At 35.8% G+C, this 14,884-nt stretch carries 14 protein-coding genes; 1 reads left to right on the top strand and 13 read right to left on the bottom strand.

The genetic code is table 11. The annotated features are described in order from the left end of the window. Positions 1-12 precede the first annotated feature (12 nt). The 9 genes from ACT5E3_RS08360 to ACT5E3_RS08320 all read right to left on the bottom strand — a co-directional run bounded on the left by ACT5E3_RS08360 (position 13) and on the right by ACT5E3_RS08320 (position 9,976). Positions 13-2,031, bottom strand: a complete 2,019-nt coding sequence (locus ACT5E3_RS08360) for an ATP-binding protein (RefSeq protein WP_444997848.1) — start codon at positions 2,029-2,031, stop codon at positions 13-15. Continuing rightward, positions 2,028-3,257 carry a DUF4255 domain-containing protein gene (locus ACT5E3_RS08355; RefSeq protein ID WP_444997847.1) on the bottom strand — a complete coding sequence of 410 codons (1,230 nt, stop codon included), beginning with the start codon at positions 3,255-3,257 and terminating at the stop codon, positions 2,028-2,030. Before ACT5E3_RS08355 ends, ACT5E3_RS08360 begins: the two co-directional genes overlap by 4 nt. Then, positions 3,254-4,291, bottom strand: a complete 1,038-nt coding sequence (locus tag ACT5E3_RS08350) for a hypothetical protein (RefSeq protein ID WP_444997846.1) — start codon at positions 4,289-4,291, stop codon at positions 3,254-3,256. The genes ACT5E3_RS08355 and ACT5E3_RS08350 overlap by 4 nt, the downstream gene beginning before the upstream one ends. Further along, the gene (locus ACT5E3_RS08345; protein WP_444997845.1) at positions 4,291-5,028 is read right to left on the bottom strand and encodes a T4 family baseplate hub assembly chaperone; all 738 of its coding nucleotides are present in this window, start codon (positions 5,026-5,028) and stop codon (positions 4,291-4,293) included. The genes ACT5E3_RS08350 and ACT5E3_RS08345 overlap by 1 nt, the downstream gene beginning before the upstream one ends. Positions 5,029-5,036: 8 nt before the next feature. Then, the gene (locus ACT5E3_RS08340; protein WP_444997844.1) at positions 5,037-5,564 is read right to left on the bottom strand and encodes a phage tail protein; all 528 of its coding nucleotides are present in this window, start codon (positions 5,562-5,564) and stop codon (positions 5,037-5,039) included. Positions 5,565-5,573: 9 nt separating this feature from the next. After that, the gene (locus ACT5E3_RS08335) at positions 5,574-7,136 is read right to left on the bottom strand and encodes a phage tail sheath family protein (protein ID WP_444997843.1); all 1,563 of its coding nucleotides are present in this window, start codon (positions 7,134-7,136) and stop codon (positions 5,574-5,576) included. 127 nt (positions 7,137-7,263) lie between these two features. Beyond that, positions 7,264-7,659 (bottom strand): hypothetical protein, encoded by a 396-nt coding sequence (locus tag ACT5E3_RS08330; RefSeq protein ID WP_444997842.1) that lies wholly within the window; start codon positions 7,657-7,659, stop codon positions 7,264-7,266. 874 nt (positions 7,660-8,533) lie between these two features. Continuing rightward, entirely contained in the window at positions 8,534-9,466 is a 933-nt protein-coding gene (locus tag ACT5E3_RS08325) for a TlpA family protein disulfide reductase (RefSeq protein ID WP_444997841.1), read from the bottom strand. A gap of 33 nt (positions 9,467-9,499) precedes the next feature. Beyond that, entirely contained in the window at positions 9,500-9,976 is a 477-nt protein-coding gene (locus tag ACT5E3_RS08320; RefSeq protein WP_444997840.1) for a carboxymuconolactone decarboxylase family protein, read from the bottom strand. A 157-nt stretch (positions 9,977-10,133) separates the two neighbouring features. Here ACT5E3_RS08320 and ACT5E3_RS08315 point away from each other — a divergent pair, with 157 nt between their 5' ends. Beyond that, a complete protein-coding gene (locus tag ACT5E3_RS08315) occupies positions 10,134-10,946 on the top strand; it encodes a DUF6597 domain-containing transcriptional factor (protein ID WP_444997839.1) in 813 nt (270 codons plus the stop codon). Here ACT5E3_RS08315 and ACT5E3_RS08310 read toward each other — a convergent pair. From ACT5E3_RS08310 to ACT5E3_RS08295, 4 genes are all read right to left on the bottom strand, one after another. After that, positions 10,933-12,771, bottom strand: a complete 1,839-nt coding sequence (locus ACT5E3_RS08310) for a radical SAM protein (RefSeq protein WP_444997838.1) — start codon at positions 12,769-12,771, stop codon at positions 10,933-10,935. The genes ACT5E3_RS08315 and ACT5E3_RS08310 overlap by 14 nt on opposite strands. A gap of 2 nt (positions 12,772-12,773) precedes the next feature. Continuing rightward, the gene (locus ACT5E3_RS08305) at positions 12,774-13,613 is read right to left on the bottom strand and encodes a hypothetical protein (protein WP_444997837.1); all 840 of its coding nucleotides are present in this window, start codon (positions 13,611-13,613) and stop codon (positions 12,774-12,776) included. Between the two features lie 9 nt (positions 13,614-13,622). Then, entirely contained in the window at positions 13,623-13,988 is a 366-nt protein-coding gene (locus tag ACT5E3_RS08300) for a hypothetical protein (RefSeq protein ID WP_444997836.1), read from the bottom strand. A gap of 133 nt (positions 13,989-14,121) precedes the next feature. Further along, positions 14,122-14,508: a helix-turn-helix domain-containing protein gene (locus ACT5E3_RS08295; RefSeq protein ID WP_444997835.1), complete on the bottom strand. Its 387-nt coding sequence runs from the start codon at positions 14,506-14,508 to the stop codon at positions 14,122-14,124. Between the last annotated feature and the right edge of the window lie 376 nt (positions 14,509-14,884).

Here is a 14,884-nt window from a genome sequence, read left to right as displayed (position 1 = left end):
AGAATTAACAGGTTACAATTGTCCATTCCAAAAAAAGTCAGACTCCTTACAAGGAAGCTCCAGCTTTTTATATTCTTCACGAGCGGCACCTAAAACAATTGACATTGTGACAACACTTCCTTTTTGTGCCGCGATAAAAGCAGAATTCAATGCAATACTATGAATATTGCCTCCCGTCAGTTTTAATTTGGCTAAACGTTCATAATCAAAACACTTATTAAGCGGCGTTTTTTCGGGAAACACTTTTTGCCAAATTGCTTTACGCTCTTCAACTCCAGGAAATGGAAAGTCAATGATAAAACGCAAGCGTCTTACAAAAGCTTTATCTAACGCCGCTTTCATATTAGTCGCTAATATTGCTAAGCCACGATAAGATTCCATTCTCTGCAATAGGTAGTTAATCTCAATATTGGCATATCGGTCATGGCTATCTTTTACTTCGCTCCGTTTACCAAACAATGCATCAGCTTCATCAAAAAAGAGTATCGCTCCACTATCTTCAGCAGCATCAAATAACTTACATAAATTCTTTTCCGTTTCACCAATGTATTTACTAACTACCGACGACAGGTCAATACGATATAAATCTAAATTGAGCGCATTAGCAATAACTTCTGCCGCCATGCTTTTACCAGTACCGCTTTCTCCAGAAAACAAAGCATTGATCCCTAAACCACGATTCATTTGTTCACGAAACCCCCAATCTTTATATACTCGATTTCGATAAAACACCTGCCCTTTAATTTGTTCTAGTAATGTTTTTTGTTCGACAGGTAAAACCAACTGTTCCCAGTTAGACTTCACATGAATGCGATGAGCTAACTTTTCCATCCCAGAACGGGCTTTAAGTCGACACTTTTCCCAAAGTAGTTGTTCAATGCTCTCTTCGCTCGCAGCGAATTCCTCATTGAGTTTACTCTCTAAAACATCATTAATAATGTGAGCAATCTGATACTGAGTAAATGAAAATTGCTCAGCCAACCTTGTTGGATAAACAATATCAACCGAGTTGAGTAAACCAGTCCATAAAGTTTGTTGCTCATCTGGCGTTGCTTTTTTAATATCAATAGAAAAACGACTATCTTCACTGGAAATAGTTTTTTTGTCAGTACTTAAAAAAAGAACGCCGTTATTACCATTAATAAATCGATTAATATAGGATTGGCTTTCCTCATTAGCATTTTCTATATCAATATATAAAGCCAATGGAATCAAAATAGACTCTCGCTGCCAAAGCCGCATAAAAGTTTGAAAATCCCCTGGCTGCATATTCAGAGATTTTAATGGCAAATATTGAAGGTTTAATCCAAGTTGACCTGCAACATGGGTAGCTATCATTTTTTTGGTTGCTGAATCACTGCCAACTAATTCAATTGCTGGTGGTTTTCCTGAAAAATTAGACTGTTTTAATTGAAAAATAACTTGCTCAACTTTTTCTTGCTGTGATGGGGGGAGTTGCTCATTAAGAACTTGCCCATTCACTTCAACTTTTGATACAAAGCTATTCAATGGTTGCATTAAGTTGGTTAAACGATCATCAATATAATTAAGTCCTTTAATATAATTCATGATCCGTTCATCGGCAGCTAATGCAGCAGTGGTTAATGGCTGTACTCCCGGTTGATTAATTTCTAATAACCGCCAATATCTTAATGGCGCATGAGGGGACATAACACTCCAGTCAGGATTATCAAACAGTGCAAATGCTAACGAGAATGTTGGGTAGTTTTTATTAAAGTCCCCTTGCGCTTTTGCACACAGTAGAGATGTTTCAGCATTTAACTCTATTGCGGTACAGAGCAATAGTATATTTTTTTCAAAATCAGATAGACTTAACGCACTGGCTAATAAATTAATTGCAGCCGTATGTTTTTCATTTTGAGGAGTATTGTTAACTTCTGGTGCTTCAACAACATTCTCGTTCTCACCATTTTGTTCATTGATGAGCCAGTTCAGCTGATAGTGCAACCATTCAATAGAAGAGCTGAGTTGTTGGTTATTATGTTCCATCCAACTGGTTTGTTCTTTCATGAAATGGTTACCTGCTGATCCGCTGCAAAAGCAGGTGTACTTCCGCTAAAATCAATCGGAATACTATCGACACCATCAACACGTAAACGCAATACATAAGGAGCCACTCTTGCTGTTGTACTGACTGTAAAAGTCAGCGTTGTAACGGCGGTTGGATCTGCAGGAGTAACGATGCTATCAGCCGATATCATTTGATCGCCAAATAATAATACAACAGATTGTCCCGCTTTAATTTGGGGCATGCATTCAATTGTAAAAGCGACCTCACCAGCTGATGCATTCGTTGGTGAAATAGACTCAATTTGCGGCGCTAACTGTAATGAAATGGAGTTACTTTTCATCGCAGGCAATCCTGCTCGTTGAGTCACTAGCAATATCGTATAAAAACCAGCAGGCCAATTAAACCCAAGATTTGGATCATCCACAAGTGTGGGCAACTGAACACTTAGTTCAGTTTTACTTAAAGTGTTCACTGGTTGAACTTCAATATTATCGTCTAATTTAGCATGCTCAAAACGAATCACACTATCTTCACTAGTTAAATGACTTCCAGTTAATGTCACTAGATCTTCTAGTTCAGCAGTAGGTTTATTATTTACAAAACTTAATCCAGTTAAAGATGCAGGAGAACCAACAATAACTTCAGGACCTAAACCATCAGCACCACGTTTTAATACAGGCAAAGGTGTTCTTGTTTGTCTAGTACTATCAATTAACACAACAGAAACTTCATACCCCGTTGAAAGCCGATACTCAGCAGACTGGAAGCTACTCCAAAGTTTAGACATATCATCAAGTGACAATGAATCAGGCGTAATTCTTACTTTTTCAATTTGGCTTTGTAATCCTGAATCGGGCGTTATACCAACAATATCAGACTCGCCAAGTAAAGGGTGATTATGCAAAAAACTCATTGCTTGCCCCATTAATTGCTGTCCAGAAATATCATCATCATTACTACCATAAGCAGTAATAAGATATTTTAAAACAAGCGGTAATGGTGGAAATGCGTTTTCTCCACTCTTAGATTGATGCGGTATTGGCAAATTACTAAAAGCAGAATTGTAGTGAGTCGCATATAAAAATAGATTAATTTGTGCTGCTGTTGATGATGACGTTCGTGCAGTACTAGGAGGCTTTGTTGTAATAGAAGCAGTGGGGACTGCATTGGTCAGTAAGTGGTGTAGCGTTGCGGTTACGGTGGCAATTGCATCAGGATTACTCATGATTTTCCCTTACTTCGATTTTTTAAATAAGTATCTAAACTCATCATGCCAGTATCTGAACTTTTAGCGGATGTCTCTTTGACAATCTGACTTTGTGCCTTTACTTCAACTTTTCCAATAGTAATATTAATCGTCGGCTCTGCTTGTTGCGAATTGGTTGAATTTCCTTTAGCTTGAACACTTCGTTTTATTTTATTAATGAGTTCATTTTCTAATTGATTATTCATTTTATTGGACGAGTAAAAACGGTTGGCTTGATTGAGTTGGTTTAAGTGCTTATCCACTTTATTTAAACTCGATATAGTCTCATCAGTTTCTATAATATGTGGTGGTATTGATGACGTTACTAAAGATGCTCGTAACTGTTCTGATTCAAGATAATTAAAACGGTTTTCCTCACTCAACGCTGAGCTAGCTCGACTAGAAGGTTTTGTCTGAAGTAGTTGACTATCTTGATTTAATAAGTGGTTTAATTTTGTTTTATCACTAATTTGTTGTTTATCAACTACATGCTCATTTTTCTTATTATAACTGAGTTGGCCCGTTATGTTTCGATCAGTACTAATGAACTCTTTTTCAAATAAAGAGCCGCTCTCTAGTGGTGTTTTAATCACCTCACTAGAGCCTAATAATTTATCTTTTTCAGTGTCATTTTCATGGTTATTAGGCATCGACATATCAAATTGATTTTGCGTTTTATTGACACGCCCAACATCACCACCAAGTTGTAATGACTGAATAGCTTTGTCACGTTCTAATATGTGTTTTATTTCCCCTACAGGATGAGATTCTTTTTGATTTTTTTGCCCATATTCACCCTCTAACCAACCATCATTTGATTGTATTGTTGAGAAATCATTTTCTTCATCAGTTTGGATATTTTTAAACAAACCAGTTTGAATTTCACCTATCCCATCAGAGGTGCTAACAGTTTCAAATGTTGCTTTAGGGCGAGGCTGAACAAATTGACTCGATTTAAGATGCTGACTAGTTGGCTTATGCCGACTTATCATATTTTTTAAAAAGCGACTCATCAATCAAGCATTCCTAAATATAGCTGTCTACGTAACGGGCTTAAAGATAAGATTTCTTTTTCACTCCATCCATAAGCGGCTGCCAACCGATAAATCGATTGTAGCATTTGTACCGACCAATCATTTAGATCACTCCAAATATAATTAGCGATATCAAAAACCACATCCCATTGATGAGAGCATTCTGGACATTTTAAATTAATCAAAATTTCAGCTTGCGAGTCCAACCGCTCAATTGCTTGACTTAATTCCTGATATATTTTTTCAGGCAAATCTTCGAGCTTACACTCACTCCCTTGGTACTCTGATTTTTTAATACATTTTTGAAGCAAGTATTGCTCAGATAAATTTAAATCATTGATCAGCAAAACGGATGAGATATCAATACTATTAGGCAGCCTAAAAAAAACCTTATAACCTTCAACTTCTATAAACAAGGAATCTTGCAATTTACTAAAGTCATTTTCAACCGCAAGAAAATCAGACACTTTATTTTCCCACTCTAACCGTTCTTCACATTGAGGACAGTTAACAGAGTTAAATAATTGTTGTCCAAAAAGACTTTGCCTTAACTTAAAAAGATATTGATCACGCTGACCGATACTCATATTAAGAAAAGTATCTGGCTTGATTTCAGGATATGACGCCATTAAAAGTATCATCACTTTTTCTAAAATTGGTCTATCTAATCCCTGCTCCCAAGCCGCTAATAACTTTTCAGCTGAAAGTTGGCTCATCAATAGAATTAGCCCTCAGGCTCAGTGAACTCAGGTTCAGTTGGTTCAGTAACCGCATAGTCCCGCTCCCAACCTTCATTCTCAAGTTTCAACGTTTGAATGGCAATAGCACTGGCACTAGCATCTAGTTCAGGCAACGCTTGAAATTCAGACACCCAACAACGATAAACTTTATAAGCTAAAGCTAACTGACCAGCCTCATTATAAACTTCAATAATGATATCTTTGCGAAAGTCTTTTAAAGACACCTCAGCTCCTAAGCCAGAGCCAAAGTTCCAAACCTTATTGGCCCATTGCTCAAAATCAGGATCGTGAGTTACACCTCTTTCCAAAGTAATTGCTTCAAACTTAGATTGGCCAGGAGACTTACGTTCAGTGCTAGGATCTCCACCAACACGATGAGTAACAGGTTCTGTTGTACGTTTTAATGCACCAACTTTGGCAATACCCGCGACATAGCGACCGTCCCATTTAACACGGAATTTAAAATTTTTGTATGGATCAAAACGTTGTGCATTTACACTAAATTGTGCCATGGTTAACTCCTATGCTGCAGTTTGATTAGTAATTTGTTGAAGTTTAATAACGACAAATTCTGCTGGTTTTAATGGGGCAAAACCGACAAGAATATTCACAATTCCCAAGTCGATGTCATTTTGAGTAGTAGTTTCCGAATCACATTTCACAAAATAGGCTTCTTTAGGACTGCTGCCTTGAAATGCACCTTGGCGAAATAGGTTTTGCATAAATGAACCAACATTTAAACGAATTTGTGCCCACAAAGGTTCATCATTTGGTTCAAAGACAACCCACTGGGTGCCACGAAATAAACTCTCCTCAATATATAATGCGGTCCGTCTTACAGGTAAATATTTCCATTCAGATGCTAACTGATCAGCACCAACAAGTGTTCTACTCCCCCACACAACTCTTCCATTAACAGGGAATGCTCGTAAACAGTTAACCGCTAAAGGGTTAAGCACGCCATTATCACCATCAGTCACTTTTGTGGTTAACTCAGAAACCCCTTTCAATGTCGCCTCTAACCCTGCAGGAGCCTTCCAAATGCCTCGGGTAGCATCTGTGCGAGAGATAATACCAGCAATCACTCCACATGGTGCAAACTCAGAAAGCCGACCTTCAATCAAAGGATTAGGTTGCTTTACTCTTGGAAAGTAAACCGCAGTATTAGCATTTCGAGATAGTCCCCAAGTAGCTCCATCAAGTCCTGTAACAGGATCGGTAATATCAGAAGGCTCATCCCAATCATTCAGCGGATCGGCAATAAAAACTGCCCGTCGTCCTAGGCAATACTCTGCGGCAGCAGTACGAGTTTGTGCATCAATATTTCCTGCAACATCGAGAGAAAAAGGAGGAATGCAAAGCAAGTTAAATATATCTGCTTTTTCTAACGCCCAAATCCCTTCTCGGGCTGTTTCACGCGCAGGATCAGAAACCTGTACTTGATCAATTGTTGTTCCATTATCACCACCAATAAACTCTATCGGTGGATCACCATCTGTCACAGTACCATTCCCCAAAGGACCGGGCCTGGTTCCTGGCATGGCTGATGCTTCATTAAATCGCACTAATTTTGATTGTTGTTCAAGTACCGTTGTTACAAATCTAGCATGCGTACTAATCACCGAAACATTATTAAATGTTTCGACAACGCCGGTATCATTATCAGTAATAATTAAATTAAATAATTGTTCGGCTGCAGCATCTGGATTCATTGTCGCATCAGGATGAGTGATAGATACCACTAATTGGTTGCCCCACTCTCCTGTACTTGAAGCTAATAAATCAAGCGTATCGATTGTTGTTGAAGCGGTTACTCCGCTATTCGATACTCGAACAATTAATGCATCTCTACCGCCATTGTTAAAAAACTGATTGACCGCAAATCCCATTGGACTAGTCGATGATAATTCACCAAAGTTTCGTTGATAATCAGTAAAACTTTGTACTAAAGTAGGTTCATTTTCTTCGCCACGCAAAGCGCTTCCGATAAAAGCACAAATAGAAGTGGCAACACCTGTTATTGTGCGAACCCCACTGGGAACTTCCTCTATATAAACGCCTGGATACGTCTTTGCTACGCTCATCGTATTGCCTCCGTTAGGATTTGATTAAATTGAGAAGTATGATAGAAATAAATTTTAGGTGTGAAAGATTACTAACTGACTAATCATAAAAAAGTTATATCAATAATATAGTGATAAAACTTTATGATTATTGCTTTGCTGTACGAGCAATAAAAATACTAACCGTTGCTTCTTCACCAGTAACGGCCATCGTCATTTTTAGCTGTGTAGGATCAAAACTGACAATGGGAGCCAGTGTTGTGCCGGAAAAAGATTGAGGGAGATCTAAAGTAATTGCGCTTGAGTCAGTTACACCATCACTAAACTTATAGGTTAAATCGCTGCCATAAAATGTAGAAGAAATAAGTAAGACATGAATTTGATCGGCAGGGCTTGGTTGTATTTCAAGAGTAATTTCTGTTGCATTTGGCTCAATATTGACATCTATCTGACTGGTAGCTTCGGCTTCAATTGCATCAGAAGATACAGAAACAGTTTGGCCTCCAGCAATTGAAACACTATTCGTCGTAATAATTTTTGGCATAAATATTCTCCGTATAAAATAGTACAATTATGTTTATGTTATGAATGCTCAATGGCCTAAAAACACGCTACCGCCCTACTTTTTCCACAAGCATAATGAACTGATAACAAGTTTTAATAAAAATAGAGAGTAGAAGGAATTTAAGAATTAAGTTAATAAGCTTGCGATTCCTTCCGCTCTACAGCACATACGGCGTCAGTATATATAATCTGAATGGAGTTTAATTGAATAGCAACTACAACAATGTATTTATTGAAAGTTATAACACGATAAAAAAGCCATTTATCTTGTTGTTGTAAGCTTTATCAAAAAACAGTTTGATCTTGATTGCTACCAAAAGATTACTACAAAAATCGATCATCCATTCTTTTTTGTAACTAACCTTATACTCCGACTATTACTCACAATCAAACCTCTTTTTGAGATATGAAATTAATTTAGCATCAACAAAGATTAGACTCGATAGCGATAGTGAATCAAAGAGTCACTTATCATTTAAAGAACAATCACCCGAGGGACTGGTAGCAATACAATACATCGATAATATCGGGTTAAAGAACTACTTGCAGTATGTCTAAAAATCAAGTAGTTAAGTGATTATTGGTAATTTAAAAGAATGATAGTTACCAATATTTTAAATTTCATGCCATGTTATCAATTAACCTGGTGTTATTTTTAAGGCATTTTTTAATTATATAAATATTGTAATAAAAAAATCATTTCCATAACGCTTTTGCTTCATCGCAACAATACCGACTTTCAACGAAGTATAACCAACTCATTGAAAATAAATATTAAGCGTTCATAAGCAACTTTACCTGCTAGCCTATAAAAACAAAAAAATCAAACCTCTATTCCTTTAGAGGTTAAATCATTATTTCATTAACTTTTTCAGCATTTTTTCGACTTCTACACGCTCCGCAAAATCCTGAACTCTTAAAACAACCTGACCTTTATTTAATACCAATAAAGTTGGTAATTTATTAACTTTATAATGTAAAAACGTTTGGTTACTTTTATCCAAAAACAACGGGTATTTGATTTGGTTTTTATTTTTAAATTCTAATACATCTTTTTCTTCAGTCCATAACCGAGAGATAACACCTTTAATATTCAAGTTGTTGTTTTTCTGTTTAAGACTATTCATCCACTTTTGTACCTGAATACAATTTTTACTTTGAGCTGGGCGGGATTCAGCCAAATACCAATCACACCAACTTGAAGTAAAATGCAAAACCGTAACCCCATTTTGATCAATATTAACAAGTTCTTGTTGGGCCTTTTTTTTCAAACCAGTTAAACTAAGTGTTGCCAAGCTTGTATCCTGTACGGCTAATATTTTTAATCGCTTTTTTAAAATGGCATCAACTTCATGACCGCGATGAACCAGCTCCTTGCTTCGGTTGATCAATATGTGCATTGGTGTTCCTAACAAATCAAGCTCTTTACTCAATTGGCCACCATGATCTTGCACTGTAGGCATTGTTAACCCATATTTCTTAATCAACGACTCAACAGCAGCCTTATCATCATTAATATCAATATTCACTGAGAGAAATTCGACTTGCTCGCCATACTGATGGTATGCCTCAACAAAATGTGGCATTTGCTCATTACATGGCACACACCAACTAGCCCAAAACTTGATATAAATTGGCTTTTTGCCTAGCGACTGCTGAGTCGATAACTTGGTACCGCTAATATCAGTTGCCGGAAAACTAATAGCCAATGGTTCATAAGCCTGAACCAAAGCTACATTAAAACAACTAAGCCAAAACAAACTTAAACACAAAACTCTATTTTTCATCACAAACATCCTAAACGTTAAAATGAATCATTTTTAGATATCAAACTGACCAACTTCATAACTTCCCACATCTGCCCCAAAACTAATGGCTAACCGATTCCATGTATTAATGGTCGTAATTGCCAAGGTGAAATTAACAATCGACTTATCATCAAAAAATTTTCGCATGTGTTCTCTCAGTTCATCCGTTGGCCCTTGCTCACCAAGCAAGGTTACCGCTTCCCCCCAAGCTAATGCTGCTCGTTCTTTGGCAGAATAATAAGGCGATTCATGCCAAGCATTTAATGCATAAAGACGTTGCTCTGTTTCACCCAGGGCACGAGCATCTTTGGTATGTATATCAATGCAATATGCACATTGATTAATTTGCGATATTCGTGTTTTAACTAGCTCAAATAAAATTTGCTCATCTTTGTTATCTTTAAACGCTTGTTTTAAGTACTTTTCAATACTGGTTAGTAATCCAAGTGCTTCAGGCGCGACTTTCCAATAATTCAATTGAACAGGCATATAACTTTCCCATCAGTATTTAATATAAAAAGAGAGTTTATCGTGAGATAAATTGACTGAATTGTATATTTTGGACATTGGTAATAAGTAACGATATATCCGTTCTATGACTAGTTTGGTATACTGCTATCATTTATTCACAACTGATAACAAAACGATGAAACCACTGACTCACCTTGGATTTCGAAGCTTTGTTCCTCATGTAGCCTTAAGGCCCTATGTACAGTGTTATTGGCATATTCAGGTTAATAGCCACGCGAACAGCTTACCGCCAGAATATATGCACCCTGAAGGTGGTAGCGGCATTATTTTTAATTTAAAAGCCCCGATTAAACTTGATGACCAATTAGTCAAACAAAATGCAGTCATTACAGGCCCGACACGACAAACTAATCAGTTGCAATTAACAGGAATAACCGAGACTATCGGGATCCGCTTTCATCCTGGCGGCGGACATAAAATTTTATCTGTGCCTTTATATGAGTTACTGGATACAAACATTAATATTAATCAGCTATCCCTATCGCCACTCAATAACACTATAACCGAGCAGCTTTATCATTTAAACTCAATAGATGACCGAGTCTCTTTACTTGATAAAGTCTTATTATCACTTTTAAAAGATTCTCCCCTAACTAACAAACGTTTACACAGTGCGCTTAACTGGATAAGAAAACATCATGGACAAAAGCCAGTTAGCTTACTAAGTGATATATTAAATCTCAGTCAACGACAACTCGATCGTCACTTTAAATGCCACCTCGGTTTACTGCCTAAACAATATAGCCAAATTCAACAAGTTGAATATTCTCGCTCTTTGCTAAAACAAGCACCGCTAGCACAAAGTCTGACAGAAATAGGCGCTTGTGCGGGATTTTATGATCAAGCCCACTTTATTAGACAGTTTCGACAAGTTGTCGGTATAACTCCTGGAGATTATCGAAGCAAAGCTCGGATCATAACGTCTTAACATTAATCCTTGGTTTTTGCCAATAGAACTCAATAAATGGAAAAGGTAAGTTAATTGCTTGTATATGATAAAAAGCATTCTTTTTTTGTTTTTGATAATGGTATTCACGCATTGTGCGAGTTGTAACATAAAGATTATTGCGTATATTGTCCAAAAAAAGTATTTGATGTTGTTTAAAAAAAGGCTGCAAATTAAAATGGTAAAAGCCATCAATCAATTTCGATTGCTGAACAAAACTATTCGTATAAATACTATAATCAACGATATGTTCTTGTTTAAGTCTTTTTTCATCACCATAAGTCACCATTGTATTTCGCAACAGCATTAAGTGTAATGTATTAGTCACAGGCTCATTACAATTAACACTAAATATATCTTGATGGACTTTTAATATGGTAGAACTACTAATATCTAATGCGACAACATCAGCCAAATTACTAATAACCGGACTACGCAGGTTATACGAAGTTTCATCAACCAACAAATGAACTAATTTTTCATTATAAATACTTTGTAAAATGTTATCACTTTCAACCAGCTTAGCCAGTGAGTTTTTTTCATCTTGCAACTCAGGAGTAATGGCGCTACTTTTTGATATTTCAAGCTCTTCGGGTTTAAAACTTTTTATATTGTTTTGATATTTATACTCTTTAACATATTGCTGTATATATTCATCACTATAAGCAGGATAACGCTCAACATCATCTTTATAAATCTCTTTTTGCAAAAGGCAAGTATAACTTTTTTTCAATCCGGTTTGTTCTCGAACAAAAACACAGCCTTGGTTGCAATAGGGAATATAATGACAATTAAAACATTCCTCATCAGCATCTAGCATATTTTCAATCGTCTCAATAGTCTGCCATCCATTGTTCTGAATTTCACTCACACTATTTTTAAACACATTACCATAATAAAACTTTTCTGATGACTGTCCTCTAGGACAAGCATAAACATCACCATTGCTTTGTAGTAAAAAAAACTTATCTCCACAATTAACCGCACTACAACAAAACTCAGGAGTAAACTCTTTAAACCAATGTTTTCTAAAACCACTTTCTAGAGCGGTCCCAACAAAAGCCTCTTTTAAGGCTTGATAAAAAATGACTTGTTGCTCTTGGGAGAGCATTTCAGTACCAGGATATTGTTCAGAAAATTTTTCTGTATTTTTATCACTATCAAATGAAAACATCACGTTAAACTTAGTCATATCTAACCCGAATTGATAGTGTATTAATTTAATATCAGCAATCAATTCATCAATATGATTAAAATGTTCTTGAGTAACAACACACGAGATTTTTTTATGATGAGGATAATTAGCTAATAGCTTTAAATTTCGTGTAATCCTTTCTAGAGTACTATTACCTTTTTTATCAGTTCGATATTTTTCATGAAGACGTAATGGCAAATCAATACTAGCACTCACGCTAACCTGATACTCATCAAATAAATCGTACAGCTGATCAAAATTGTATAAGTTAGTTTTAATATGTATTGGATTAAGAGGATACCCTGCTTTTTTTATCACATCAGAATAACGGGCGTAATGACGTTGAGAAATTTGAAACAACGTTTTTAATAAGCTTTTAGGAATTGCCGTTGCCTCACCACCATGAAAAGACAAATTAAAAGGCAAGGTATTCTCTTTAAGAAATGCTTTTAGCGTATATTCTAATGTACTAATAATTGTATCTTTTTTGGTCAACTCATCAGTACCAGAACCTAAATAACAATATTTACAACCCATATTACAAAAATTAGTCGGGGCATAAAGTAAATGGATAAATTTAGTTGGGGTTATCATTTCATTTTTAACTAGCATTATCAAAGGCTCTTTTTCTTAAAAACGTTCTTGATTTTCCGGTTTAAAAAAAAAGTTCCAACAACACTTATAACAATAGCAATCAGTTTAAGATGAGCATCAGCATTATTGACGACCCAAAGCCATATCAATGCTATACACCCTAAAATCCATAATAGAAAAAACGTTAACCATAATGCTTGAGAACCCAACAAACTGAACATTTGCTTTTTCATGCCACAAAAAATTAATGGTGGCTCTTTTTTATTTTCACTGCTTGTCAATATAAAACTATGGCTATTTTTTACCTGAACCTTCCCCCAAAGAGTCAAAAAACTTTCAGAAGGCAATGTTAAAATATCTGACTGATACGATTGATATTTACTTTTCCAAATACTTGGGTCAACATTTTCTATACCTTTTAGCAAAGGTTTTTGTCTTGATTTAATTGTTTTAATTAGCGGATTAAAAATTAACTTGAAGTTTTTCTTAAACCCCATTTGTGCAGATATTCGACCGTTGGCCACCATAAAAGGGGCCTCTTCGGAGCTTAAATTGAGAATTAAAGAACGATGTGTCTGCATCCCCTTATTCGGCTTTTTCTTTTTACGAGTAAAGACACCTCTAACCCAAATAGCCCAATAACCACAAGTTTTTTGACTAATTGGATCGTTCAACTTTGGTGTAGAAAGTTTTCCTGTAAATGACACATAATCACCAACGCTAGATTGCTTAGATAAAGGTTGTGCACGAAGCAAACTTTTTTTCAACTTAGCGTTTGTTGATATTTGACGAACCACTCGATAAAACCAATAAGCAAAAAACACCGTCAATGCTATTGCAATAATAAAATAAATATTCACTTAATGTACTCATCCATTATTATTGCCATTGTTGTTATTATTATTGTTGTTATTATTATTGTTAGATGCCCCACCCTGAGCCGCTAAACCTGAAGTCGCATAATTATTACCCGTATACATTTTCGCTGAAGCTTTGGTAACTTTAATACCATCAAATAAGTAAATCAAGTCATTCAATTTGTCATGTTGGCTAGGTAACGCTTTTTCGACAATCCCATTATTATAGAAATATAAAGTTCCTCTCTTATAAACGACTTGTCTATTTTCTATACCTTGCTGAAAATATTCAGAAATTGCAGTTCGATACATTTCTTTTTTGTCAACTAACCCAATACTGGTTAATAATAAATCTGTTTGTTTCTCAATTTTATCCATGCGTATTTCCTATATTGCTACACCGCTTTATTTCCAACTATCTGATTTCACCTCATCTTCTGAGAAAGAACTTTAATTTTTAGTTTCCTTCGAAAACTTTGATTTTTTAGTTAACGTGAAGCCAAAGCCGCAGTCACCTTTTTGGCTTTCTTACTATATTTTTGTCATGTACTTTATCTATCTTTTTAAGTTGAAGGAGATAATTTTGAGGGCTAACCCCTACTTCCTTTTTAAACGCCGTAAGAAATGCTGACGTGCAACGATAGCCAACTTGTTTTGCAACAATATCTGACACTATACCGTCTAACACAAGTTCTTTTGCAATATTAATTCTAAACTCTTGAATAACCTCAGAAGGTGGCTTTTGGCAATGCTTTCTACATCTTCGATGCAATGTTCTTTCATTGCATTTCATTTGCTTAGCTAAAAAAGGAACCGAAAAGTTTTTTGATAAAAATTTTTCGGCTATTTTTTGTTGAATTTTAGCTTGATATATTAAACTATCATATTCGTGTTCCATTCCAAATGCCCTATGTTGATTATTTTGCTTTACCGACACCTTTGTTCTTTAATAATAACGGTTCTTTACATAAATCCAAACGACTACTTTCTGTAAATGTATGTTTGAGCTGCGGATAATTGGGCTCTATTGGAATCCAACCTATCCATCAATGATTCTATTTCCGCTACCATCAATACAAACGCAACTAACAATTTGAGGAACAAGCTCACTCTCTCTACTCGCCAATACTTAAACTAGTTGATAGCACTTAAAGTTAAAAGATAAGCAACTCTTTCATTAAACCTTCTGTGATGTGCATTTTCCAACCAGCTAACTACAGCTAATATATTGTAGCTTACACACTTGTTATCGGTATCTCAAATAAATTCCCCTC

This window comes from Aliikangiella litoralis (assembly GCF_052495765.1).
Note: the sequence above shows the minus strand (reverse complement) of the source record. Positions and strands in the feature narration are given on the sequence as shown.